This is a genomic window from Pseudomonas mediterranea CFBP 5447 (assembly GCF_000774145.1).
Classification (GTDB): domain Bacteria; phylum Pseudomonadota; class Gammaproteobacteria; order Pseudomonadales; family Pseudomonadaceae; genus Aquipseudomonas; species Aquipseudomonas mediterranea.
Genome location: NZ_KN322985.1, coordinates 80,116 through 103,328 on the forward strand (window position 1 = coordinate 80,116; position 23,213 = coordinate 103,328).

25 protein-coding genes are annotated in these 23,213 nt (G+C 60.0%); 15 read left to right on the forward strand and 10 right to left on the reverse strand.

Features of this window, described 5'->3' with window-relative positions; translation table 11 throughout:
• Positions 1-97: 97 nt before the first annotated feature.
• Positions 98-724: a TetR/AcrR family transcriptional regulator gene (locus N005_RS12605; protein WP_047701506.1), complete on the reverse strand. Its 627-nt coding sequence runs from the start codon at positions 722-724 to the stop codon at positions 98-100.
• Positions 725-943: 219 nt separating this feature from the next.
• On the opposite strand from N005_RS12605, the gene N005_RS12610 reads away from it, so the two are divergent.
• Both N005_RS12610 and ppnP read left to right on the forward strand, forming a co-directional pair.
• Positions 944-1,486 (forward strand): 3'-5' exonuclease, encoded by a 543-nt coding sequence (locus tag N005_RS12610; protein WP_047701507.1) that lies wholly within the window; start codon positions 944-946, stop codon positions 1,484-1,486.
• Positions 1,487-1,567: 81 nt separating this feature from the next.
• The gene (ppnP, locus tag N005_RS12615; RefSeq protein ID WP_041020714.1) at positions 1,568-1,852 is read left to right on the forward strand and encodes a pyrimidine/purine nucleoside phosphorylase; all 285 of its coding nucleotides are present in this window, start codon (positions 1,568-1,570) and stop codon (positions 1,850-1,852) included.
• Between the two features lie 56 nt (positions 1,853-1,908).
• Here ppnP and N005_RS12620 read toward each other — a convergent pair whose 3' ends face one another.
• Entirely contained in the window at positions 1,909-2,718 is an 810-nt protein-coding gene (locus N005_RS12620) for an MOSC domain-containing protein (RefSeq protein ID WP_047701508.1), read from the reverse strand.
• Between the two features lie 70 nt (positions 2,719-2,788).
• Positions 2,789-3,712 carry a chemotaxis protein CheV gene (locus N005_RS12625; RefSeq protein ID WP_047701509.1) on the reverse strand — a complete coding sequence of 308 codons (924 nt, stop codon included), beginning with the start codon at positions 3,710-3,712 and terminating at the stop codon, positions 2,789-2,791.
• A 417-nt stretch (positions 3,713-4,129) separates the two neighbouring features.
• Here N005_RS12625 and N005_RS12630 point away from each other — a divergent pair, with 417 nt between their 5' ends.
• The 3 genes from N005_RS12630 to N005_RS12640 all read left to right on the forward strand — a co-directional run bounded on the left by N005_RS12630 (position 4,130) and on the right by N005_RS12640 (position 6,387).
• Positions 4,130-4,600 (forward strand): hypothetical protein, encoded by a 471-nt coding sequence (locus N005_RS12630; RefSeq protein ID WP_047701510.1) that lies wholly within the window; start codon positions 4,130-4,132, stop codon positions 4,598-4,600.
• A 234-nt stretch (positions 4,601-4,834) separates the two neighbouring features.
• A complete protein-coding gene (locus N005_RS12635; RefSeq protein ID WP_047701511.1) occupies positions 4,835-5,728 on the forward strand; it encodes a sensor histidine kinase in 894 nt (297 codons plus the stop codon).
• On the forward strand, positions 5,725-6,387 hold the full coding sequence (locus tag N005_RS12640; protein WP_047701512.1) for a response regulator transcription factor: 663 nt from the start codon (positions 5,725-5,727) through the stop codon (positions 6,385-6,387). Before N005_RS12635 ends, N005_RS12640 begins: the two co-directional genes overlap by 4 nt.
• Here N005_RS12640 and yegS read toward each other — a convergent pair.
• Entirely contained in the window at positions 6,371-7,288 is a 918-nt protein-coding gene (yegS, locus tag N005_RS12645) for a lipid kinase YegS (protein WP_047701513.1), read from the reverse strand. The two genes, N005_RS12640 and yegS, sit on opposite strands and share 17 nt — an antisense overlap.
• A gap of 350 nt (positions 7,289-7,638) precedes the next feature.
• On the opposite strand from yegS, the gene N005_RS29665 reads away from it, so the two are divergent.
• Positions 7,639-7,947: a hypothetical protein gene (locus N005_RS29665; protein WP_231983244.1), complete on the forward strand. Its 309-nt coding sequence runs from the start codon at positions 7,639-7,641 to the stop codon at positions 7,945-7,947.
• Positions 7,948-8,089: 142 nt separating this feature from the next.
• Here the strand turns inward: N005_RS29665 and N005_RS12655 are convergent, their stop codons facing one another.
• Together N005_RS12655 and moaB are read right to left on the reverse strand one after the other, a co-directional pair.
• Positions 8,090-9,277 (reverse strand): molybdopterin molybdotransferase MoeA, encoded by a 1,188-nt coding sequence (locus tag N005_RS12655; protein WP_162843643.1) that lies wholly within the window; start codon positions 9,275-9,277, stop codon positions 8,090-8,092.
• Between the two features lie 22 nt (positions 9,278-9,299).
• On the reverse strand, positions 9,300-9,839 hold the full coding sequence (moaB, locus tag N005_RS12660) for a molybdenum cofactor biosynthesis protein B (RefSeq protein ID WP_047701515.1): 540 nt from the start codon (positions 9,837-9,839) through the stop codon (positions 9,300-9,302).
• A gap of 78 nt (positions 9,840-9,917) precedes the next feature.
• Here moaB and mobA point away from each other — a divergent pair, with 78 nt between their 5' ends.
• Positions 9,918-10,514 carry a molybdenum cofactor guanylyltransferase MobA gene (gene mobA, locus N005_RS12665; protein WP_047701516.1) on the forward strand — a complete coding sequence of 199 codons (597 nt, stop codon included), beginning with the start codon at positions 9,918-9,920 and terminating at the stop codon, positions 10,512-10,514.
• A 118-nt stretch (positions 10,515-10,632) separates the two neighbouring features.
• Positions 10,633-10,854 (forward strand): YgdI/YgdR family lipoprotein, encoded by a 222-nt coding sequence (locus N005_RS12670; RefSeq protein ID WP_024776721.1) that lies wholly within the window; start codon positions 10,633-10,635, stop codon positions 10,852-10,854.
• Between the two features lie 82 nt (positions 10,855-10,936).
• Here the strand turns inward: N005_RS12670 and N005_RS12675 are convergent, their stop codons facing one another.
• The 3 genes from N005_RS12675 to N005_RS12685 form a co-directional block, all read right to left on the reverse strand.
• Positions 10,937-11,827: a pseudouridine synthase gene (locus N005_RS12675; RefSeq protein WP_047701517.1), complete on the reverse strand. Its 891-nt coding sequence runs from the start codon at positions 11,825-11,827 to the stop codon at positions 10,937-10,939.
• 71 nt (positions 11,828-11,898) lie between these two features.
• The gene (locus N005_RS12680) at positions 11,899-12,219 is read right to left on the reverse strand and encodes a hypothetical protein (protein ID WP_047701518.1); all 321 of its coding nucleotides are present in this window, start codon (positions 12,217-12,219) and stop codon (positions 11,899-11,901) included.
• A gap of 93 nt (positions 12,220-12,312) precedes the next feature.
• Positions 12,313-12,558 (reverse strand): glutaredoxin family protein, encoded by a 246-nt coding sequence (locus tag N005_RS12685; RefSeq protein WP_047701519.1) that lies wholly within the window; start codon positions 12,556-12,558, stop codon positions 12,313-12,315.
• Between the two features lie 179 nt (positions 12,559-12,737).
• Here N005_RS12685 and N005_RS12690 point away from each other — a divergent pair, with 179 nt between their 5' ends.
• On the forward strand, positions 12,738-14,450 hold the full coding sequence (locus N005_RS12690; protein WP_047701520.1) for a cation:proton antiporter: 1,713 nt from the start codon (positions 12,738-12,740) through the stop codon (positions 14,448-14,450).
• Between the two features lie 4 nt (positions 14,451-14,454).
• Here the strand turns inward: N005_RS12690 and N005_RS12695 are convergent, their stop codons facing one another.
• Positions 14,455-15,663 carry an ammonium transporter gene (locus N005_RS12695; RefSeq protein ID WP_047701521.1) on the reverse strand — a complete coding sequence of 403 codons (1,209 nt, stop codon included), beginning with the start codon at positions 15,661-15,663 and terminating at the stop codon, positions 14,455-14,457.
• 349 nt (positions 15,664-16,012) lie between these two features.
• On the opposite strand from N005_RS12695, the gene N005_RS12700 reads away from it, so the two are divergent.
• The 6 genes from N005_RS12700 to N005_RS12725 all read left to right on the forward strand — a co-directional run bounded on the left by N005_RS12700 (position 16,013) and on the right by N005_RS12725 (position 23,080).
• The gene (locus tag N005_RS12700; RefSeq protein WP_041020697.1) at positions 16,013-16,327 is read left to right on the forward strand and encodes an ElaB/YgaM/YqjD family protein; all 315 of its coding nucleotides are present in this window, start codon (positions 16,013-16,015) and stop codon (positions 16,325-16,327) included.
• Between the two features lies 1 nt (position 16,328).
• Positions 16,329-16,718 carry a phage holin family protein gene (locus tag N005_RS12705; protein WP_047701522.1) on the forward strand — a complete coding sequence of 130 codons (390 nt, stop codon included), beginning with the start codon at positions 16,329-16,331 and terminating at the stop codon, positions 16,716-16,718.
• Positions 16,715-17,050, forward strand: coding sequence for a hypothetical protein (locus N005_RS12710; protein ID WP_047701523.1), 336 nt, complete (start codon positions 16,715-16,717; stop codon positions 17,048-17,050). The genes N005_RS12705 and N005_RS12710 overlap by 4 nt, the downstream gene beginning before the upstream one ends.
• Before the next feature lie 66 nt (positions 17,051-17,116).
• On the forward strand, positions 17,117-18,445 hold the full coding sequence (locus N005_RS12715; protein WP_047701524.1) for a deoxyguanosinetriphosphate triphosphohydrolase: 1,329 nt from the start codon (positions 17,117-17,119) through the stop codon (positions 18,443-18,445).
• Positions 18,446-18,821: 376 nt separating this feature from the next.
• Positions 18,822-19,448: a response regulator transcription factor gene (locus N005_RS12720; protein WP_041020693.1), complete on the forward strand. Its 627-nt coding sequence runs from the start codon at positions 18,822-18,824 to the stop codon at positions 19,446-19,448.
• Positions 19,449-19,495: 47 nt separating this feature from the next.
• A complete protein-coding gene (locus tag N005_RS12725; protein ID WP_392397511.1) occupies positions 19,496-23,080 on the forward strand; it encodes a transporter substrate-binding domain-containing protein in 3,585 nt (1,194 codons plus the stop codon).
• Positions 23,081-23,213 lie beyond the last annotated feature (133 nt).

The window sequence follows — 23,213 nt, forward strand, 5'->3', positions numbered from 1 at the left end:
ACGTCAAGGCACCACTCCCCAAAAGTCCATCCATACATTCAAGCTAGGCGGTTTCAGCCACTTAGCCAGCTCCGCGGCCACTTAACGGGCCGCTTGATTATTGTTTTTCTTCAAGCACCAGTATCAACGCTTGCTCGGCCAGTTGATCGAGGCTCAGGCAGCCTTCGGCGCGAAACCAGGTGGTGGTCCAGGACAAGGCGCCAGTGAGAAAACGCCGGGTAATGAACACGTCCCCGCGAATATACCCGGCCTCCTTGGCCTGACCCAATACCTCGAGCCACAAGTCTTCATAAATATCCCGCAAGGCCAGCACCTGCCGCTGTCCTTCCTGGGATAACGAGCGCCACTCATAGACCAATACCGCCATTGCCTCGCCGGTACCGCCCATGATCGACTGCAACTCGCAGCGGATCAGCGCGAGTACCCGCTCACGCACGTCGCGCGCCTCGGCCAGGGCCGCACGCATCAAGGCGGTGTTGTAGCGGATGGTTTCTTCCATCACTGCCCGCAGGATCTCGTCCTTGCTTTTGAAGTGGTGGAAGATACTGCCGGATTGAATGCCCACGGCGCTCGCCAGGTCGCGCACCGTGGTGCGTTCGAAGCCCTTGTTGCGAAACAGGTGGGCGGCGGTCTGGAGCAGTTTGCCGCGAGCACTGTCCGGGTCGGTCAATTGTCCGAGGCCAACCAGTTCATCCATCACCGCCAAGGCTTTTCGCTCGTCCACCCATTCTCTCCCGCAGTCGTCATTGGCGCCGGCAATTTAAGCCGGGCGGATCACCCAGGCAAGCGCTCGGACAGAAGTTGAGTCCACGAATTAACCGTACAAGCCACTAGTGTCCTGTATCACAAATACTGTTCTTTTTTGCGAAGCAAGACACTAGGCGAATGTAGCGCATTTGACTACGCTCAAAACCATCTGCACGCCGATACCGGGAAGCCCGTGATGCCTCAATGGCTGGTGATTGATCTGGAGGCCACCACCGATGAAGGTGGCTGGCCGGTAGCCGAAATGGAAATTATCGAGATTGGCGCGACGCTGGTGAACCGTGACGGGCGTGAGCTGGACCACTTCCAGCGTTTCGTGCGGCCCCTGCGACGACCGCTGCTCACGCCCTTTTGCCGCGAGCTGACGCACATTACCCAAGCCAATATCGACAGCGCAGCGACCCTCTCCGAGGTCTGGCCAGCGTTCGAACGCTGGCTGGCGCCCTACCACGCGAACCTGGGAGGATGGGTCAGTTGGGGCGACTATGACCGCAAGCAGTTGCTCCAGGAATGGCAGCAGCAACAGTTGGACAGTGTTCTCGCCCGCGTGCCCCACATGAACCTCAAGCAGCGCTTCGCCAAGACCCGTCGACTCGAACGGCCACTGGGGCTTAACGGGGCGTTGCAACTGGCCGGCCTGCAATTTTCCGGTCAGCAGCACCGCGCCTTGGAAGATGCGCGCAACACGGCAAGGTTATTGCCCCTGGTGCTGGTGGATTGATCTGCTCCGCCCAGATGACGAGTCTCGAAGCCTTGTGCATACTGGCCGGCCTTTTTCAGCCCTTTTTTCGAGGAATCGCCCATGTTCAAAGTCAACGAGTACTTCGACGGCACCGTCAAGTCGATCGCGTTCGGTACGGCTGAAGGCCCTGCGACCATCGGCGTCATGGCTCCGGGTGAATACGAATTCGGCACGGCCCAGCGGGAAATCATGCACGTGGTGTCCGGCGCCCTGACCGTGAAACTGCCCGGCAGCACCGAATGGGAAACTTTCGCGGCCGGCAGCCAGTTCAATGTACCTGCCGACAGCAAGTTCCAACTCAAGGTCGCGGTCGACACGGCCTATCTGTGTGAATACCGCAGCTGAGTCGCAAACAGCTGTGGCGAGGGGATTGCTCTCTTCGCCACAGGGCCGCGCAAATTTTATTCAAGCACTTCGACCGGCATGCCGACTTCAAGCCGGCCATTGCTGTCATTGACCAGGTTCTGACCGAACATCGGGCCGTCCGGTGTCGAACGATACTGCTGCAAGGTGGCGAAGGGCTCACGACCCGGATCACGTTCGCCGGTCTGTGGGTCCACCGTGGTCATGATGCAACGCGAGCAGGGTTTGACTATCCGGAATTCCACATCGCCGATGCGGATTCGCTTCCACCCATCCTCGGCAAACGCCTCGCTGCCTTCGATCACCAGGTTGGGTCGAAAACGCAACATCTCCAGCGAGCGACCGACCCGATTCGACAGATCCTGCAGCGAGTCCTGGCCGATCAGCAACAACGGGAATCCGTCGGCGAAGGCAACCTTGTCGTCATCCTTGCCATAACCGGCCGCCGTGGTGCGTGCCAGCTCCACCGGCACATGCACCAGGCGGGTGGCGTTGCCAATGAATTCGCTGACCCAGGCCGCTGCCTCGTCACCGGCATCCGGCACGCGCAGAGTATCGCGCCAAATGATCACCCCGCGGCGCTGTTCTTCCCGGGCTGATGGCAGCGGCACGTCGATGCTGCCGTAGCCCGGCGCGCTGAGGGTCAAGCCACCCGTCTCGTTCCACAATGCCGAAAGCTGGCTCATCTTCGCCACGGCCCGCTGGGTCAGGAATCGCCCGGTGCCTTCATCCACCAGCATCCAGCGCCGGTCACCGTCCAGGCCGAGCTTGTCCAGGCCAATCCCTTGCAGAGACTGGCCCTTGCCGGATTTCAACGGATAACGATACAGCGCGCTCAGACGCAACATGGCCAGCTCCCGGATGGTGAAAAAACGCCACCATATACGAGCCGGCCATCGAAGCAAACCACGATCGGCTTCAGTCGAGCATCAGTCGCTGGCGCACCACATCGACCAGTTTGTCCGGCTGGAATTTGGAGAGGAAGTTGTCGCAGCCGACCTTCTTGACCATCGAGTCATTGAAGCTGCCGGACAGCGAGGTGTGCAACACCACATAGAGCCCACGCAACCGTGGATCGTTGCGAATTTCGGTGGTGAGGCGGTAGCCGTCCATTTCCGGCATTTCCGCGTCGGTGAAGATCATCAGCAACTTGTCGGTCATCACCTCGCCGCTATCGGCCCAGGTCTTGAGCATGTTCAGGGCCTTCAAGCCGTCGCCGGCAACGTGCATCTTTATGCCCAACTGCCCTAGGGTGTCGCGCAGTTGCGAGAGCGCGACTTTGGAGTCGTCCACCAACAGCACTTCGCGCCCACGGGCACGTTCCAGCACCGGGTCCTCGAGTTTGTCCCGGGAAACCTTGGCGTTGTACGGCACGATTTCAGCCAGGACTTTTTCCACGTCGATGATTTCCACCAACTGATCGTCCACCTTGCTGATGGCGGTCAGGTAGTGTTCACGGCCGGCGCTGCCCGGGGGCGGCATGATCGCTTCCCAGTTCATGTTGACGATGCGGTCTACGCCACCCACCAGGAAAGCCTGAACCGAGCGATTGTATTCGGTCACGATGATGGTGCTGTTGGCCCCCGGCACCAATGGACGCATGCCGATAGCCTGGGACAGGTCGATCACCGGCAACGTCTGGCCCCGCAGGTTGACCACGCCACAGACAAATGGATGACGCTGCGGCATCAGGGTCAACTTGGGCAGTTGCAACACTTCCTGGACCTTGAACACGTTAATGGCGAACAATTGCCGGCCCGCCAGGCGAAACATGAGAATTTCCAGGCGATTCTCACCCACTAGCTGGGTTCGTTGATCTACTGTGTCGAGAATGCTGGCCATCGATGACTCCTGGGGATTGTTCGGATGAATCCAATAGAACAGCTATCGGCCGCCCAACGCGGATCTTGACCCCGACCTGAAATAGCTGCGCAAAGGATTGATATCACCTTAACATCATGTTTTACTGCCTTCACCTTCTCATCCCGCTTTATTCCCCGCCGCGCGACTTCGTTTTGCGCAAAAGGTTCCCCTGCCTAAGGGATTCCCCTAGGCACAATCAGGTCCAACCTGATATTCCCGATATCCAATAGCCATTAATGTGACGCCATTCTCATTGCTGAACGGAGTCAGGCCTTTGTGCGCGACCGAAGGATCAGGCAAGGGTGCAACGACCAGTCCGCTCGTTGCCGACCGTCAGGTCCCCTCGCTCGCCACAAGCGGTTTCCTTTCGCCTGACATGATGTTGTGGAGATAAGCATGCCGAACGATCGTAAGAACTGGATCCAGCGCTTTCCAGAATTCCTGACCGAGGCCGAGACCCTTTTGGCCAAGTCGGAGGAATGCCTGAGCCACCTGCAATTGATCAACAACGACAAGGATGCGATCGATTGCATGCTCAGCTCCCTGCTGAAATTGGCAAACAAGGCAAATGCCTTGGCGCTGGAAGCCGTTTCGGAGTTTTCGCTGCATATCCATGGCTTGCTCAGCCACGCGCAAAACCACATGGAATTGCATGATCAGGCCCTGGAGGCGTTGAAGGACTGCTTCACGCTGATGGCATGGCAACTTGAACTCGTCGACCCCACTACCGGCCAGCTCGGCCTGGACAACAGCGAACAGGTCTCGTTGATCGAAGCTTTTGCACTCCAGGTGGGCCAGAACCCCTGCGAGGTACTGCCTGCGGCGCGCCCCCTGAGCCTGCTTTCCTATTCCCAGAAACAAGCGTGATACCGATGTGCCGGCGCAGCTCGACGCGCCTGCTCCAGGACGTTTTCAAACCGCCATGCCGAGCGCGACCAACCATGGATGAAGTGGTACTATGTCTCGCGTCGGACGCTTCGAAACAACGGCAGGAAATGCCGTCAATCTGAAGCCAGCCCCGACCTGAACCATTTACCGACCCGGGCCGTCCCCTGTGCTGACCGGCTCGCCCGCAGCGAACATTCAGTGGCTCCATCCGTCATGCACGCCAGCCTCAAGTCATTCGTCACCTGGCCACCCTCCCAAGAAAACGCCCGCCGGTTCACACTGTTTCTGTGCATCAGCTCGACCCTTGGCTGCCTGCTGATCTATCTGTTCGCCCGGACACTGCCATTGGCCTTGCTGGTGTTGGATATCGCGGCCCTGGCCTGTGTCTTGATCCAGTACCAGTCGTCGCGAAAATCCATCAAGCTGCAACCTCAGGAGTTGGCCGAGCGACTGCTCGAAGTCCAGGAAAACGAACGCCATCGGCTCAGTCGCGAATTGCATGACGACATCGGCCAGCTACTGACGGCAGCGAAACTGCAGAGCGAATGGCTCAAGCGCCGGCTGCCGGACGAGTTGCAAGCGCAGTGCTCGATCCTCTGCGAGACCCTGGATGAAACCCTCGACAAAGTCCGCGACGTATCGGCCATTCTCAACCCCAGGCAGCTGACCAGCCTCGGACTTGAAGCCAGCCTGCGCGCGCACCTGCTCAAGACATTGGCCAACACCCCGGTAAAATGGAGCCTCGACTGCCAGCAGCGCATGACGGGCATCCCGGAGGAAATGACGGTCGCCGCCTTTCGAATCACCCAGGAAGCGGTCACCAACGTCCTGCGTCATGCCCAAGCGAATAACCTGCTGGTGCGCCTGCAACGCCTGCCCGAAGGCCTGTTGCTGCTGATCCACGATGACGGTCACGGGTTCGTTCCGGCGCCCCACCCCGCTCGCGAAGGACAACGCGGCATGGCTGGCATGTCAGAGCGAGTCGAGCAGTTGGGCGGCACGCTGAAAGTCATCAGTGAAGCCGGCAAGGGCACGCACATCGAAGCCCGTTTCCCCTGGGCCCCTCGCGCCCTGGCACGGGCCAACAAGAATAAGGTTCTCCATTGACTTGTAATTTGCTCCTGGTAGATGACCACTCACTGATCCGCGCCGGCGTGCGCGCACTGATCACGGATCTGCCCGGCTATGCCGTCATCGGTGAAGCCAGTGACGGCGCACAACTCCTGGCCCTGGTCGAACGGCTGGACCCCGATATCGTGCTGCTGGACATCTCCATGAAGAACACCAGCGGCCTGGACGCCCTGCGCGAGCTCAAGCAGGTACGGCCACGCAGCAAGGTGCTGATCCTGTCGATGCACACCGACCCGGCGCTGATCATGCAGGCGCTTGAATCCGGTGCCCATGGGTATCTGCTCAAGGACACGACGGCCACCGAGCTGGAACACGCCCTGAACGCGCTACGTAACGATGAACACTATCTGAGCCCGGCCATCGCCCATACAGTGATCAACCAGGCCTTGACCCGCACCCAACAGAAGCATCAACCCTCCCCTGTCCAGACCCATAATCTGACGGCACGCCAGCTGGAAATACTGCGACTGATCGTGCGGGGCAAATCCACCCGCGAAATTGCCAACGGCCTGAGCCTGAGCATCAAGACCGTGGAAACCCACCGTGCCCAGATCATGAAGCGCCTGCAGATCCATGACGTGGCCGGGCTGGTACTTTTCGCCGTGCGCGAGCAAATCATCAGCCTGGACGATTGAGCGCCGGCGCGGCAACCAGCAAAGGCGAATCGGGTGGCAGGTGTACTCGCAGGGCTTTCGGACGCACCGTGAACCGCAGGCTGTCGACCTGCAAGGGCTCGCCATCCAGATTGATATCCAGGCCCTGGGCCACCTTGATCTCCACCCATGGCAAGCGTGCACGCACGAACATGTTGTCGATCCCCAGGCCACCGGCCAGCAAATCCTTCAGCGTGCTGACCACCTCCTGGGGCGCCGGCAGGATACTGATGTCCAGCAATCCGTCATCGACCAGTGCCTGCGGACACAACTCATGGCCTCCTCCGGCCTGCCGACCATTACCGATGCCCAACGCCAGCATATCGCCCTGCCAGTTGAATCCCGGTCCCTGCAATTCGCCGTAGGCCGCACTCAGTTCACTGAAGCGCGTGAGCCCGGTAAACAGATAAGCGGCGCCTCCCAACACCTTTTTAAGGTCTTCGGAAGTATTCGCCGTTACCTGGCTGCCGAAGCCGCCCGTGGCCATGTTGAGGAATATTCGTCCACCGACCTCACCCAGATCGATGGGGTGCGGTTCAAGGTCCAGCAGATCCAGGGCTCGATCCGGTTCCAGCGGAACCCCGACCGCCCTGGCGAAATCATTGGCAGTCCCCAGCGGCAGCAACACCAGACTGGCATCGCTGGCGCTGAGGGCCATCGCTTCGGCGATATCACGCAAGGTTCCGTCGCCGCCACCGGCGATCAGCCGCGTATAGCCGGCCTCCAGCGCCTCTTCGACGCACCGGCGGGCATCGCCCGCCTCCCAGGTCAACCGTACCGCCAGGTCCCAGCCCTGCTTGCGCCTGAGCATCACGGCGGCGCGAACCTCTTCGTTGAGCGCTTGCTTGCCATGCAGAATCAATAGCGCCTTGCCTTTGCTCATCCCTTATCTCCGTCATTGGAAGGTTCCAGGGATTGGGACCGCGCATTCGGCTGAAAAAGCCCTTGCTGCTTCAATTTTAATTGAGAAAGGCCCTCTACCTGAGCCATGGACAGACGGCCAGCCGGCCCATCGGAACGATGTCTCTGCACGCAAAGAGTTTTCTTACAAGACTTGGCGAATCAGCTCAATTGACCCTCCAGCCGTATTGAGACACCTTGGCATTCTGTTGTGCTGGACCGATAAAAACACTCATTACACAAGGATGTGCTAACCCATGGATGGATACGTCACGGCCCGCAAGGGACGGATCAGTGGTTCGAACAGTTGTGGCCAAAGGGATGAAACGTCCCATGCATAGCCATGAATACAAGCTGTCGCCTCGTCAATTCGCACCTATCGGGGGCGAGCGGACCGATGCTCAGAACGAATGCAAAAGTTGCAGTAATCCCGTTGGAGGAATTGATTTGGAACCGCGCGTCGTTGAACTGGAAACCCACCTTAAATACATCCGTCGAGACATGGATGAAATCCGTACCGATGTGAAGGTGATCCGACACAGACTGGCCTATTCGGCCGGTGCGGCGGCGGTGATCGTCGGCCTCCTGGGCTGGATCGCGAACAGCCGCTTCGATCAACTGGTGATGCTGCTGTCGCGATAGAAGCGATGAAGGCAACAATCGATTTGAACAGGAGTACACCGCCTGCAGAGGTGGTGTTCCGCCTCACAAATACCGTTTGTCTCTGATGACCTCGGTTACCGCGAAAGCTGTCGTCAAAAAACGGTATTTGCGAGACAGGCCACTAGTCCAGGAGCTCGCTCAAGGGGATGAAACTCACTTCGTCGCCCTCGACCAATGTCTGCCCTTCGAGCACTTCGACCAGCCCTTCAGCCCAGGCCGCACTGCGCAGTACCCCAGAGCTCTGGTTTCGGTAGATGATTGCCCGGCCTCTGTCCATGCGGCCTCGCAGGTATTCTCGCCGACTGCCGGCCTTGGCCCAGACGAACCCGGCCGGCACCTTGAACCTGAGCGGCGCCACGGACTGAACACCTTGGCGCCGCAGCAGGTAGGGCCTGGCCAGCAACGCAAAAGTCACCAGTGTCGAGGCAGGGTTTCCAGGCAAGCCTATGACCGGCACGCCACGGAAGTGCCCAACCGTTAGCGGCTTCCCGGGTTTGATCGCGAGCTTCCAGAGTGTCAGTTCACCTTCCTCGCGCAGCACGACGCCCAGGAAGTCAGCCTCCCCGACCGATACACCACCGGTGGACAGGATCAGATCAACATCCGCCAACTGGCCCAAGCGGGTCCGGGTGGCGGGCAAGTCGTCCGGCAGGATACCTGCGTCGACCACTTCACAGCCCAGGCGTTGCAACCAGCCACAGAGCAGTACCCGGTTGCTGTTATAGATCTGGCCAGGGCCCAGCGACTGGCCGGGCTCGACCAGTTCATCGCCGGTGGACAGCACCGCAACCCGGACCTTGCGTATCACGTCCAGGGAGGCACAACCCAGGGATGCGGCCAGGCCCAGCTCGATCGGTCCCAAGCGAGTACCGGCAGCCAGAACCTGTTCGCCAACGGTGGTTTCCTGCCCTTGAGGGCGGATGTTCTGTCCACTGGCCAAGGGCTCGGTAAACCGCACTCGCTGGTCGCTTTCAACCAGGACGTTTTCCTGCATTTCCACGCAGTCGGCTCCAGCGGGAACCGGTGCTCCGGTAAAAATCCGCGCGCAGGTCCCAACGGCCAGCGGTTGCGGAGCCTGCCCGGCGAAGATCCGCTGGCTGACCACCAGCGGTTCACCCTTCCAGTCCGCCAGCCGCAAGGCATAGCCGTCCATGGCGCTGTTGGGCCACGGCGGCAGATCCAGGGTCGACACCAGATCCTGCGCCAGTACCCGCCCTTGTGCCTCAGCCAGCGGCAACCGCTCACGCTGGGTCACCGGTGTGGTCGCCGCCATGGCGAGCAGTTGCTCCAATGCAACCTCGACAGGCATCAAGGCGCCGGTCTTGCCAGGTTTACCCACGGGATTCACAAGGAGCCGCCTGTTTCAGATGGGCCACGAAGTTACACGGGCGGTGCCGCGCATCCAGCTGTTCGGCAAGAATCCCGTCCCAGCCGGTGCGCACGGCGTTGGTAGACCCTGGCAAGCAGCACACCAGCGTGCCATTGGCCAGCCCCGCCAGCGCCCGGGACTGAACGGTGGAGGTACCGATGTCGGCCACGGAAATCTGCCGGAACAATTCACCAAAACCGTCGACCTGCTTGTCCAGCAGACACGCAACCGCCTCCGGAGTGCTGTCACGGCCGGTAAAGCCGGTGCCACCGGTGATCAGCACCACCTGGACCACCTCATCGGCAATCCAGGTCGCCACTTGTGCCCGAATCTTGTACAGATCATCTTTGAGCAGGACCCGCGCCGCCAGGTTATGCCCGGCCGCGCCGAGGCGATCGACGAAGACCTGCCCGGACGTATCGGTTTCCAGGGTACGGGTATCACTGACTGTCAGCACCGCGATATTGAGCGGCACGAAAGGTACATCAGCCTTGGCTTTCATAGGCTCGTCCAGTTGTAGGGAGAACAGCCCGGTGTTATATCACAGCGCTTGATTTTTTCGCCTGTGCGGAGACACACCATGACCTCGAACACTGCGCTGCCATCTTGCTCCATCCTGCTGCTGGCCGGTGGCCGCGGACAACGCATGGGTGGGCAGGACAAGGGGCTGGTGGAGTGGCAGGGCGAGCCGTTGATCGCCCATCTTCATCGCAAGACCCGCGCATTGAGCGATGACCTGATCATCTCCTGCAACCGCAACCCTGACCGCTATGCGCTGTATGCCGATCGTTTGGTGCACGACGATGAAGGTGATTACCCTGGCCCCCTGGCAGGCATCCGGGCCGGCCTCAAGACCGCAAGACATCCGTATTTGCTGGTGCTGCCGTGCGATGTACCGCAGATCGATTCCAATCTTCTCGAGAGCATGCGCGGGATGGCCAGCCAGCATCCCCATGTGCCGCTGATGGTGCGCCACGGCGAACATTGGGAACCGCTGCTGTGCGTCATTCCACTGGCCCTGGCGGCGGCTTTCGATAAGGCCTGGAGCGAAGGCGAACGCAGCCCCGGGCGCATCATGCGCACGCTGCACGCCGTTGCGCTGCAATGCCCGGCCGACGATCCCCGGTTGGCGAACCTGAATACACCGGAACTGCTGACGCGACATAAAGGCCACTAGTGGCCTGTGGCTAATTCGTTTACTCGAATTAACCGTACAGGCCCCTAGCCAGGAACTTGCGTGCAATGTATACGTCTGAAGGTCAGTAACCTGAAGAATTCATTTTCGGAGAAACACCATGACACAACGGACCCTCGCCACTTTCATGCTCGCACTGGGCCTCGCCACTCTTGCCGGGTGCGCATCGCCTACAGTGATTACCTTGAATGACGGTCGCGAAATCCAGGCCGTCGACACCCCCCAGTACGATGAAGACACCGGCTTCTACGAGTTCGAACAACTGGACGGCAAGCATACCCGCGTGAACAAGGATCAGGTTCGCACCGTTAAAGATCTGTAAGCTCTGACGTCGCAACCCGATACAGAAAAGCCCGCAATGCAACAACATTGCGGGCTTTTTGATGGCTGCTCGAAAGCCGCAGCTACCACTGGAGCGTAATAGCGCTTTCGAACACGCGCTCCTCACCGGTGACCGGATCGATGAAGCGCAGTCCCTGGGCCAGCAGTTTAAGAGGGTTGGCGTAATCATCCTCCACATCCCTGAGCACGTCAGGGTAGAACGGGTCGTTGCAGATGGCCGCCCCCAGGGCATTCATATGGACCCGCAACTGATGCTTCTTGCCGGTCACCGGAGACAGGCCGTAGCGCCATAGCTCGCCGTTCTTTTCCAGCACCTCGATGGCCGTTTCGGTATTCGGTTCGCCCGGTCCTTCCTGCATCCGGAAAAACGGTTCGCCATCGATCATCCGGCTTTTATGCACCCGTGGAAAGGTCAGTTGGGGCAATGCACGGGCAATGGCCTGGTAGCGTTTCTCGATCTTTCGCGTCGGGAACAATGACTGGTAAGCCGATCGGCTGTGGGGGTTGGCCGAAAACAGCACCAGCCCGGCCGTATGCCGGTCGATGCGGTGCAAGGGCACCAGATGAGGATTGTCCAACCGCCGGATCAAGCGTCGCAACAGGGTTTGCTCGACATATTCCCCCGCCGGGGTGACCGGCAGGAAATGCGGTTTGTCCGCCACCACCAGATGCTCGTCCGCGTACAGGATCGACTCCACGACCGGGATCGGCTTCTCGTCGGGCACTTCGCGAAAGTAATGGATGCGCAGGCCTTCACGGTACGGCAAATCGACAGGAATCGCCTTGCCCTCTGCATCCAGCACCCTTCCCCGGGCAATCCGATCCAGCCACTGCTCGCGACTGATGGCGCTGAAATGCTCGCACAGGCATTCCAGCACGGTCTGCCAGGAACCGGGGGGCAGGTACAAGGTGCTGGCCTGATGGTGTGCAGCGGAAAACGATGAACCGGACATCGAATACTCTTGAACATTTTGCGGAGGGACATTATCCGACACTCGCGCAGGCCAGCCCAGCAATGATTACCTCACGCCGGAAGCGAGGCGGGACTGGCTGCGGCCTCGGTGAACTCCTTCAACCAGCGCAACACTTCTACCGCTTCCCAGCGACCCGGGTCGTACAACGCATACAACAGGCCCTGGTAACCCACCACATCCAGTTGCTTGTGATAGCCGGCACGCTGGAACAGCGCTTCGATCTCGGCGAAACAGGTGTTGAAATGCAGCTTGTTGAAAGGTGTCTTGCCTTCGGTCACCAGTCCATCCAGACGCAGCTCCAGGACGGCCTCGCGTACAACGTCCACGGACATCCTGTTCACGCTGTTCTTCAATTGTTCGACATTGAGCAAGGGGTGCACTCCAGATAGCTGTATAGGCATACAGTAACCGAAGAACGTCTTTTTCGCCAATGGGGGTCGAGGGACGCGATGAACGGAAGGGTGTCAGCGCAGGAACGCGACGACCTGATCGGCGTCAAAAGGCCAGTCAAGTTCGACACCGGTATCGACCCGGCGCAGCACCGGGATGCGCAGCCCATAGGTGTCGATCAACGCCTCGCTCTCCGGACCATCACCGATATCCACCAGTTCTACGAGCAAGCCATGGTCAACGAAAGGCATCAGCACACCCTCGGCGATCTCGCAGAGATGACAACCCAGGGTACCGAACAGTTGGCATTCAGGAGGCATGGCAGGTAGACCCACAAAAGATAGACGGTCATTCTAGGCGCGCCCTCGAAAACCGTCGAGCCGGGCGTCCCGCATTTGCAAAATGCTGATGCAAATCACTGAACACAAATGGCTTTTCGACAACCCTGGTCAGCTTTCCCCTTCTACGCTGTGTACCAAGCCTTGAAACGGAGTATCCCTTGTTTGCCAACCTGCTGATCATTCTCGCCTCGTCACTGGTGGTCATCGCCCTGTTCCGACGACTGCGCCTGCCGCCGGTGCTGGGTTACCTGTGCGTCGGGTTGGCCATAGGTCCCACTGCCCTGGACTGGGTGAATGACAGCGAGGAATTGCCGGACCTGGCCGAGCTCGGGGTGGTGTTCCTGTTGTTTTCGTTGGGGCTGGAATTCTCCTTGTCCAGGATGCTCGAGCTGCGCCGTGTCGTGTTCGGCCTCGGCAGCCTCCAGGTGCTGTGTTCGGGAGCGCTCCTGGGTGTGTTGCTGGTGCTCTGCGGCGCGCCGGTATTGGCCGCGTTGCTGCTCGGCGCCGGGCTGGCATTGTCGTCGACGGCCATCGTCAGCAAGGAGTTGACCAGCCTTGGGGAAATCTTCAGCAGCCATGGCCAGAACGCCATAGGCGTACTGCTGTTCCAGGATGTTGTCGCGGTGCTGTTGCTGACCCTGGTGCCGGTGTTCGCCGGCAGCAGTTCACAGGCGTGGTATTGGGCGTTGCCCATGACGCTGGGCAAGACGCTGGTCCTGTTCGGCGGCTTGCTGCTGGCCAGCCGCCTGCTGTTGCCACGCCTGTTCCATGAAGTCGCCGCGTCCCGCTCCGCTGAACTGTTCGTGCTGCTGGCCCTGGTGATCGTGTTGCTGACGGCATGGCTGACCCACCTGCTTGGCCTCTCGCCGGCGCTGGGGGCCTTCCTGGCAGGCATGCTGCTGGGGGAAAGTCATTACCGGCACCAGATCGAAGCCGACATTCGCCCGTTCCGCGACATCCTGCTGGGATTGTTCTTCGTCAGCATCGGCATGCTGATTGATCTGCAGCTGTTCGTCGATGACGGCTTGTTGATACTCGGACTGACCCTGGGATTGATGCTCATCAAGGGCAGCGTGGTCGCCGCCCTGGTGAAATGGCGCGGCAGCGACGGCGAGACCGCCTGGCGCAGCGGCCTGGCCCTGGCCCAGGGCGGCGAATTCTGTTTCGCCCTGATGGCGCTGATGCAACAGAACCGCCTCATGCCCGCCGACATCGGTGGCCTGCTGCTGGCAGCGACGTTCTGTTCGATGCTGCTTACACCACTTTTGCTACGGGCCGCGCCAAACATTGCCGCCCGCCTGCACCGCAAGCCCAACGAAGAAGCGCAACTGGACCAGATCAACGCGCTGAACGCGGGCCTCTCGGATCACGTCGTCATTTGTGGATACGGACGCGTCGGCCAGTCCATCGGACGGTTTCTGCGCCGGGAAGGCCAGGCTTTCGTCGCCCTGGACGATGACCCGGTCATCATCCAGGAAGCCACCGTCGGGGAAAGCAGCGTGCATTACGGGGATTCGAGACGAGGAGACCTGCTGGCCGCCGTGGGGCTGAGCCGTGCCCGATTGCTGGTGATCGCGGTCGACAAGACGGACATCGCCCTGACCGTGCTCAGGGCAGCCCGGCGGGTCAATCCGCAGGTACCGATCCTGGTGCGCACCCGCGACGACAGCCAACTGGCCGAGTTGCAGGCGGCCGGGGCCAACGAAGTGGTCCCGGAATTACTGGAGTCGAGCCTGATGTTGGCCTCCCACGCGCTGATCATGCTCGGGCTGCCGGAGCAGCGGATCCGACAGCATGTGGATCAGGTCCGTCACGATCGCTACCGGCTGCTGCACGGCTTTTATCCCGGCAATCAGGACAAGGATACGTGACGACTCAGTCCTGGCTGACCGCGCCGATCTTGTGGATCGACAAGTCAGCGCCGTAATACTCTTCCTCCTGGGTCAGGCGCAGCCCCAGCAGCGCCTTGATCACGCCGTAGACCGCGAACCCGCCGGCCAGGGCGATAACGATACCCAGTGCAGTACCGATCAGCTGGCTGACCAGGCTGACGCCACCCAGACCACCCAGGAAGTCCTGGCCGAAAATGCCACAGGCAATGCCACCCCAGACGCCGCACAACCCATGCAAAGGCCAGACACCAAGCACATCGTCGATTTTCCACTTGCCTTGGGCTGCGGTGAAGCACCAGACAAACAAGGCACCCGCAATGGCCCCCGTCGCCAGCGCGCCCACCGGGTGCATCAGGTCGGAACCGGCACAGACCGCCACCAGCCCGGCCAGCGGACCGTTGTGCAGGAAGCCGGGGTCGTTGCGCCCAACGATCAATGCCGCCACCGTACCGCCGACCATGGCCATCAACGAATTGACCGCCACCAATCCGCTCACTCCTGGCAGGGTCTGGGCGCTCATCACGTTGAAGCCGAACCAGCCGACGATCAGGATCCACGAACCCAAGGCCAGGAATGGAATGCTCGACGGCGCGAACGCCACCAGGCGTCCCTCCCGGTAACGGCCGTTACGAGGACCGAGCAGCAGCACGGCCGCCAGCGCCAGCCAGCCGCCCATGGCATGCACCACCACGGAGCCGGCAAAGTCATGGAAACCGGCACCGAAGCGGGCCTGCAACCAGGCTTGCAGGCCGAAATTGCCATTCCAGACCACACCCTCGAAGAAGGGATACACGAAGGCCACGATCAATACCGTGGCGCACAGCTGCGGCGCGAAACGTGCACGTTCGGCAATGCCGCCGGAGATGATTGCCGGAATGGCGGCGGCGAAGGTCAGCAGGAAAAAGAACTTCACCAGGCTGTAGCCGTGATCGGTGCTCAACACGGCGGCCGGTTGCAAGAACGTCACGCCGTAGGAAATCCAATAGCCTATGAAGAAATACGCCAGGGTCGAGACGGCAAAATCGCTGAGGATTTTCGACAGTGCGTTGACCTGGTTTTTTAGCCGGACGGTTCCAACCTCCAGGAACGCAAAGCCGGCATGCATGGCCAGGACCATGACCGCACCGAGCAGGATGAACAGAGTGTTGGAGCTGTGGACCAGACTGTCCACGGCGCTTTGCATATTTTCCATGGTGTTGGCAGACCTGAAAAAGTTGAAAGAAGCACCAAAGCGGTTCGCTCGACTTGCCAGCGCACCAAGTTGAAACAGCTCGCCTGCCGGTCAGAGGCTGACGAACCGCTTTGGTGCGTTGAAAAATGGCGAGGCGATGTTCCGTTGCGAGGTGCTTCGCGGGTTTTGATTATTTGGGTTAAGGTTTTGCGGGCTGCGCCCGGCTTCAGCGCAGCGGCGCGGGCAACGCACCAGTACATGGCAGAACCTTGGGCCAAAACCGAGCAAAAGTTGTACCAGCCACTTTCACTGAACCTTCCGGCAAGGCTCACACTCGAACGCTTCAGACGTCACTTACGGAGATTCACCCATGGCCAGAACCCAGGCAAAGACTGCTCAAGAAATCCTGATGGAAGACTTTCAGACGCTGGTCAGCGACACCGAACGGCTGCTGGACCACACCGCGACGCTGGCGGGCGACCAGGCCGATGAGCTGCGCAGCCAGATCCACGAAACGCTGCTGCGCGCCCGCGACACCCTCAAACTGACCGAAGACTCCATGCGCGAACGTGGTCAGGCTGCGGTCATTGCCACCGAGGAATACGTACAGGCCAATCCCTGGCAGTCCGTCGGCATCGCTGCCGGCGTGGGCTTTCTGATCGGCCTGCTGGCGACACGGCGCTGATATGGATATCAACGACTCCGGCGCGTCCGAATCGGGCACGACTTCTTCAGCACGCCGCCTGGGCGCGGCGTTCCTCGGGCTGCTGCACAGCCACGTCGAACTGTTCGGCATGGAACTGCAGGAGCAGAAAGCCCGGACGGTCAGCCTGCTGCTGTTCGCCGGCCTGGCCCTGGTGTTTGCCTTGCTGCTCCTGGTAGGCCTCTCGACCCTGGTGCTGATCCTGGTATGGGACACGTATCGCCTCGCGGGCATCATCGGCCTGTGCCTGTTCTATCTGTTGGCGGCATTGTTCTGTGGCCTTCGACTCCGGGCCGCGATCTACGATGAATCGACCCCCTTCCATGCCACACTCGAAGAACTGACCAACGACCGGGAGCGTCTGTTGCCATGAGCCTGCCCGACATTCCTCAAGCCCGCACCCGGCAGGAAATGCGCAAGGCGCTGGTGCGCCTGCGCATGGAAATGCATCGCCAGGAAATCCGTCAGGAAACGCGCCAGCTGCTGCAACCCCTGCAACGGGTGCGTGGCCTTGGCCAGAGCTGGCATGAAGGCTTCGGCATCAAGCATGCGCCACTCTGGGGCATGGCAGCCGTGTCCTTGCTCGGTTTCATCGGTGGCAAGCGCACCCGCAGCGGCCGCAGCAGCGGGCTGGTTCGGCTGATCCGGCTGGCAACGACGCTGGTGCCGCTGATCAAACTGGCCCGCAACGTACGCAAGCCCTGATGGGCTTGCGGGACGCTTCATGAACCGGGAAGCTAGGGCGCATCTATCTCAACGGAGCAACCGGCCTTGGATTGGCATACCCTGCTGACTCGCGAACGCCTCGGAAAACCCGTGCACAGCCCGGAAGAGCTGGGCCGCAGCCCTTTTCACAAGGACCATGACCGCATTATCTTTTCCGGCGCCTTCCGCCGCCTCGGACGCAAGACGCAGGTACACCCGGTTTCCAGCAACGATCACATCCACACGCGCCTGACCCATTCGCTGGAGGTCAGTTGCGTCGGTCGTTCCCTGGGCATGCGCGTAGGGGAAACCATCCGTAGCGCCCTGCCCGACTGGTGCGAACCGAGCGATCTGGGGATGGTGGTGCAATCGGCCTGCCTGGCCCACGATATCGGCAATCCACCCTTCGGTCATTCCGGTGAGGACGCTATCCGCTATTGGTTCCAACAGGCGGCGGGGCGCGGCTGGCTCGACGCCATGAGCGAGGCCGAGCGCAGCGACTTTCTCAATTTCGAAGGCAATGCCCAGGGGTTCCGGGTCCTCACTCAGCTTGAATACCATCAGTTCGATGGAGGCACCCGACTGACCTATGCCACCCTTGGCACCTACCTGAAATACCCGTGGACCGCCCGCCATGCCGACTCCCTGGGCTACAAGAAGCACAAGTTCGGCTGTTACCAGAGCGAGTTGCCATTGCTGGAACAGATTGCCCACAAGCTCGGCCTGCCACAACTTGAAGATCAGCGCTGGGCACGGCATCCGCTGGTGTACCTGATGGAGGCTGCCGATGACATTTGCTACGCGCTGATCGACCTGGAAGATGGCGTGGAAATGGAGCTGCTGGACTACTCCCAGGTGGAGTCGTTGCTCCTGGACCTGGTGGGCGATGATATTCCGGACACCTACCGCCAGCTCGGACCACTGGATTCCCGCCGACGCAAACTGGCGATCCTGCGGGGCAAGGCCATCGAACACCTGACCAACGCCGCCGCCCGGGCGTTCGTCGAGCAACAGGAAGCGTTACTGGCTGGCACGCTGGCAGGTGACCTGGTGGAGCATATGCATGGTCCGGCCAAGCGTTGCGTGTTGAATGCCAAGGACATGGCGCGCAAGAAAATATTCCAGGACAAGCGCAAGACCTTGAATGAAATCGGTGCATACACCACGCTCGAAATCCTGCTCAATGGCTTCTGCGGTGCAGCCCTGGAACAACATGGAGGCCGCTCACCCTCGTTCAAGAATCGGCGCATTCTCGACCTGTTGGGGAACAATGCACCCGACCCCAATGGTCCGTTGCATGCTGCGTTCCTGCGGATGATCGATTTCATCGCCGGGATGACCGACAGCTACGCCAGCGAAATGGCACAGGAGATGACCGGCCGTATTCGCCAGTGACATTTCCCTTTGTGAGGCGAGCCTGTTCGCGATGGCGTCCGATCCGTTTGCCCTGGTGGCGACGGACGCCTCGCTTCGGAAGCCGGCTCACTCCCACAATGGATCTGCAACGTAAGTTGCACAGTATTGACAACATACTTTCAACCTGCCCGTAAGAGCAGGCGCTCTAATACAACGTCCTAACGGGTGGTCCGCTCATAAAACGCGCCCGTCTCATGCCCATTACCTACTAAAAACCTAATTACCTCGTAGTACCCCACTTCTTTTTTTGTAGGAAACTTCTGAAATTGAATATGTACACCCGTCTCCTCGTACGACCACGGCTGTAACTGGGCTAAGGTGCGCGCTTTATTTAAGCTCGCAAGGGACTTTATTCATGAACTCCGTTTTCATTGTCGACGATCATCCGGTCATTCGCCTCGCCGTTCGCATGCTCTTGGAACACGAAGGTTATAAAGTCGTAGGAGAAACCGACAATGGCGTCGATGCGATGCAAATGGTGCGCGAATGCATGCCGGATCTGGTCATCCTGGACATCAGCATTCCCAAGCTGGACGGGCTGGAAATCCTCTCGCGCTTCAACGCCATGACGACCCCGCTGAAAACGCTGGTGCTCACGGCACAGTCACCGACGCTGTTCGGCATTCGGTGCATGCAGTCCGGAGCCTCCGGTTACGTTTGTAAACAGGAAGACCTCAGCGAACTTGTCAGCGCAATCAAGGCCGTATTATCCGGCTACAACTATTTCCCCAGTCAGGCACTGAATCCGATGCGCCCTGATGATCCGCGCAGTATAGAGTTGGATCTCTTCAAGAACGTCAATGATCGGGAATTGATGGTATTGCAACTTTTCGCCCAGGGCCGCACCAACAAGGAAATAGCCAAAGGTATGTTTCTAAGTAATAAAACCGTCAGCACCTATAAGAAACGGTTGATGCAGAAACTCAAGGTCAAGTCTCTGGTAGAACTGATTGAAATGGCGAAACGAAACGCATTGGTGTGAGAATAAACAGGATGTTCAGATGCATGAAAGGATGCCTCCTGCTCTTGATGGCAGGATTATATGCAGGATTACTCGCCGCGGCACCTGGTGCGCCCGAGCACTACAGGCTTCTGGGGCGCTCGACTACGGCTCATCCCGAGGCCAGCCTGGATGAGGGCCAGCGTGACTGGTTGCGGGGACGCAAGGCGTTGGTCCTGGGAACGTCCGCACCGGATTACCCACCTTTCGATCTCTCTACCAGCGGACGCGACTACGAAGGCATGACCGCCGATTACGCCGGGCTCATCGCCGCGGCAACCGGCCTGCCGATGACAGTCCTGCGATTCGAATCCCGTGAGGCGGCCATTGCCGCGCTCAAGCATGGGCAGATCGACCTGCTGGGTAGCGCGAACGGTTTCGAGGCCCGCGACCCCGACCTTGTCCTGTCGGCCCCTTATGCCGTAGACCAGCCCGTTCTCGTCACCCGAACCAATGAAAACCGCCCCCTGGACGAGGATCTCGAGGGATTGCGGCTGAGCATGGTCTATCACTACCTGCCAATGCAGGACATCGAAAAACTCTACCCGAAGGCGCGCATCACCACCTACCCGTCCTATCAGAACGCGATAAACGCCGTTGCCTTCGGCCAGGCCGATGTATTTCTCGGCGATACCATCTCCACTCACTACATGATCAGCAAGGGTTACCTGAGCAACATCCGCATGGCCAGCTTCGGCAAACATGAGTCCTACGGATTCGGTTTTGCGCTACGACGTCACGATACCCGACTGCTGGAGATCATCAATGCGACGCTCAACCAGCTCCCGATCGCCGAACAAGCCGCGATTTCCAAACGCTGGAGTGCAGGTGCCGACCTTTATCTCACGGAACACAGGATACAACTGACCGATCGTGAGCGACGCTGGCTGAGCGGGCATCCGGTGGTTCGGGTAGCCGTGAACGAAACGTTCGCCCCGTTCACTTTTTTTGACTCGGACGGCGATTTCCGCGGGATCAGCGCCGATCTGCTGGAACTGATCCGGCTGCGCACCGGCCTGCGCCTGGAAATTCAGCACAAGCGCAACGACAGCGACGCGATCAGCGCGCTCCTGAACGGTCAAGCCGATCTGATTGCGGCACTCGTACCCAGCAGCGAACGGCAGCAACAGGTGAGATTCAGCCGCCCCTACCTCGACAGCTCGTTCGTCCTGCTGACCCGAAAGCAATCCGACACACCCGCCACACTCGACCAGTTCGGGGCCAGGACCCTGGCGATCGCCAAGGGCAACCCGCTCATCGAGTGGTTGCACAAGCAGTATCCGGACATCAGGATCGTCGAAAGCAACGACCCCTCGCACGCCATTGAACTGCTCGTCCAAGGCCAGGCCGACGGCAGCGTGAATGCCCTGGTCATGGCCAATTACTTTCTCTCGTCGCATTCGTTCCGGGACACACTGCAGATCAGCAGCACCGTCGGCACCCAGCAGGCCCTGTTTTCCCTGGCCACAGCCAAAGGCTCGCCCGAGTTGAACACCATTCTCGACAAAGCCTTGACCAGCATCGACCCCGAGGAACTGGGCGTGATCAACAACCGTTGGCGAGGCTACGTCTCGGCATCGGAACACACCTGGCGCACCTATAATCGCCTGTTCTTCCAGGTCGTTGCGGGCGTCGGCCTGCTATTGCTGATCTCATTGGCCTGGAACGCCTACATGCAGCGGCAGATCCGCCAACGGCAAAGGGCCGAGCTGGCGTTGAACGACCAGCTCGAATTCATGCGCTCATTGGTCAACGGCACCCCTCACCCCATCTACGTAAGGGATCGCAACGGTGTGCTGCAAAGCTGCAACGACAGCTACCTGGAAGTGTTCGATGTAAACCGCGAAGACGTCATCGGCAAGCACGTGATGCCCGGATCGATGAGCAATGCCTTCGAAGCGCAGGAATACCAGGCGGACTATCAACGGGTCATGGCCGAAGGCACTGCGTTGATCGTGGACCGGCCGCTGCACATCGGGGACAGGAAACTGACGATCTATCACTGGATCCTGCCTTACCGGAACTCCGCCGCGCAGGTACAAGGCATCATCGGTGGCTGGATCGACATCAGTGAACGACGCCAGCTCTTCGATGAGCTGCGCGCCGCCAAGGAGCGGGCCGATGACGCGAACCGGGCCAAGAGCACTTTCCTGGCAACCATGAGCCATGAGATCCGCACCCCCATGAACGCGGTGATCGGAATGCTTGAATTGGCATTGATGCACGCCGACAAGGGCCACGTGGATCGCTCGACAATCGCAGTGGCCTACGAATCGGCCTCCGGCATGCTGGAGTTGATAGGCGACATCCTGGACATCGCCCGCATCGAATCGGGCCACCTGAGCCTGGCACCCGAGCGGGTCAATCTCAGGGCGATGCTGCAATCGGTCATACGGGTATTCGAAGGCGTGGCGCGCCAGAAGAATCTCGCGCTGTCCTTGCAGTTCGAACCGGCTGACGACAATCCGGATGTGCTGGTCGATCCTCTGCGGTTCAAACAGGTGCTTTCGAACCTGATCAGCAATGCGCTCAAATTCACCGAACAGGGTTGGGTAAAGGTCGAGGTCAGGCTGACCCGATCCGCCCGGGACGATACCCTGCACATGCAACTGCTGGTCAGCGACAGCGGCATCGGTATCAGCCCCACCGACCTGCAACGTCTGTTCGAGCCCTTTGCCCAGGCCGACAATGCCGGCCGGATGGCTCGAAAGGGGGCCGGGCTGGGGCTGGTGATCAGTCGCAACCTGTGCCGGATGATGGGCGGCAGCCTGGAATTGCACAGCCAGCCGGGCAGCGGCACCCAGGTCCGGGTCTGTCTGAAACTGACCGCCCTGCCCCCGGTAACGGCTGCCACACCTCCTGAACCGACGATAGAAACCGCCACGGCCGCCCTGAACGTTCTGGTGGTGGACGATCATTCGGCCAATCGCTTGCTCATGTCGCAACAACTGGAATACCTCGGCCATCGCTACCAAGTCGCCCGCGAGGGTGCCGAAGGGCTCAAGACCTGGCTTGAAGGGGACTTCGACCTGGTCATTGCCGATTGCAACATGCCCGTCATGAGCGGTTACGAACTGGCCGGGGCGATTCGCAAACACGAGTCCGGACGCCGATTGACACCCTGCACCATTCTTGGATTCACCGCCAATGCGCAGCCCGAGGAAAAACGGCGCTGCCAGGCAGCGGGCATGGACGACTGCCTGTTCAAACCGATCAGCCTGAGCGCCCTAAGCCAATGGATGAAGGCCATCAAGCCCATCAGTTGCTCGAACGTCTTCAATGTACAGAACCTGCACGCGCTGACCGGCGGCAATCCCCTGTACACCCAGCGCCTGTTGGAGGAATTGCTCAACAGCAACAGATCGGATCGCCAGGCACTGCTTGATATAGCCCGCAGCGGGAACCAGCAGGCACTCACCGAAGCAGCGCACAAGATAAAAGGTGCCGCCCGAATCGTGCAGTCGCCGTTGCTGATCCAGCGATGCGAGGCGCTGGAGCAGGCTTGCCATGAAACACAGGCTCGCGACCGGATTACCGAATGCACCAGCGCCCTCGAACACGCCATGGCCGAGTTGGAGCGGGTCCTGGAAACAGAGATCGCCAAGGCAAAATAAACTGGTGTTTACTATGCTGTTGGCTCAGCAGCGCGCACCAGGGGCGTTCTCAATGGTGTTCCCCTCCGCGCCTTGCGGCCCGCTTCAATACACAACGCGGTGCAAAACCATTGAGAACGCCTGACTCCTGGAG

Coding starts and splice junctions, on each gene's coding strand:
- N005_RS12610 (WP_047701507.1), top strand. CDS start 944: ATGCCTCAATGGCTGGTGATTGATCTGGAGGCCACCACCGATGAAGGT.
- ppnP (WP_041020714.1), top strand. CDS start 1,568: ATGTTCAAAGTCAACGAGTACTTCGACGGCACCGTCAAGTCGATCGCG.
- N005_RS12620 (WP_047701508.1), bottom strand. CDS start 2,718: ATGTTGCGTCTGAGCGCGCTGTATCGTTATCCGTTGAAATCCGGCAAG.
- N005_RS12625 (WP_047701509.1), bottom strand. CDS start 3,712: ATGGCCAGCATTCTCGACACAGTAGATCAACGAACCCAGCTAGTGGGT.
- N005_RS12630 (WP_047701510.1), top strand. CDS start 4,130: ATGCCGAACGATCGTAAGAACTGGATCCAGCGCTTTCCAGAATTCCTG.
- N005_RS12635 (WP_047701511.1), top strand. CDS start 4,835: ATGCACGCCAGCCTCAAGTCATTCGTCACCTGGCCACCCTCCCAAGAA.
- yegS (WP_047701513.1), bottom strand. CDS start 7,288: ATGAGCAAAGGCAAGGCGCTATTGATTCTGCATGGCAAGCAAGCGCTC.
- N005_RS29665 (WP_231983244.1), top strand. CDS start 7,639: ATGCATAGCCATGAATACAAGCTGTCGCCTCGTCAATTCGCACCTATC.
- N005_RS12655 (WP_162843643.1), bottom strand. CDS start 9,277: ATGCCTGTCGAGGTTGCATTGGAGCAACTGCTCGCCATGGCGGCGACC.
- moaB (WP_047701515.1), bottom strand. CDS start 9,839: ATGAAAGCCAAGGCTGATGTACCTTTCGTGCCGCTCAATATCGCGGTG.
- mobA (WP_047701516.1), top strand. CDS start 9,918: ATGACCTCGAACACTGCGCTGCCATCTTGCTCCATCCTGCTGCTGGCC.
- N005_RS12670 (WP_024776721.1), top strand. CDS start 10,633: ATGACACAACGGACCCTCGCCACTTTCATGCTCGCACTGGGCCTCGCC.
- N005_RS12675 (WP_047701517.1), bottom strand. CDS start 11,827: ATGTCCGGTTCATCGTTTTCCGCTGCACACCATCAGGCCAGCACCTTG.
- N005_RS12685 (WP_047701519.1), bottom strand. CDS start 12,558: ATGCCTCCTGAATGCCAACTGTTCGGTACCCTGGGTTGTCATCTCTGC.
- N005_RS12695 (WP_047701521.1), bottom strand. CDS start 15,663: ATGGAAAATATGCAAAGCGCCGTGGACAGTCTGGTCCACAGCTCCAAC.
- N005_RS12700 (WP_041020697.1), top strand. CDS start 16,013: ATGGCCAGAACCCAGGCAAAGACTGCTCAAGAAATCCTGATGGAAGAC.
- N005_RS12705 (WP_047701522.1), top strand. CDS start 16,329: ATGGATATCAACGACTCCGGCGCGTCCGAATCGGGCACGACTTCTTCA.
- N005_RS12710 (WP_047701523.1), top strand. CDS start 16,715: ATGAGCCTGCCCGACATTCCTCAAGCCCGCACCCGGCAGGAAATGCGC.
- N005_RS12720 (WP_041020693.1), top strand. CDS start 18,822: ATGAACTCCGTTTTCATTGTCGACGATCATCCGGTCATTCGCCTCGCC.
- N005_RS12725 (WP_392397511.1), top strand. CDS start 19,496: ATGGCAGGATTATATGCAGGATTACTCGCCGCGGCACCTGGTGCGCCC.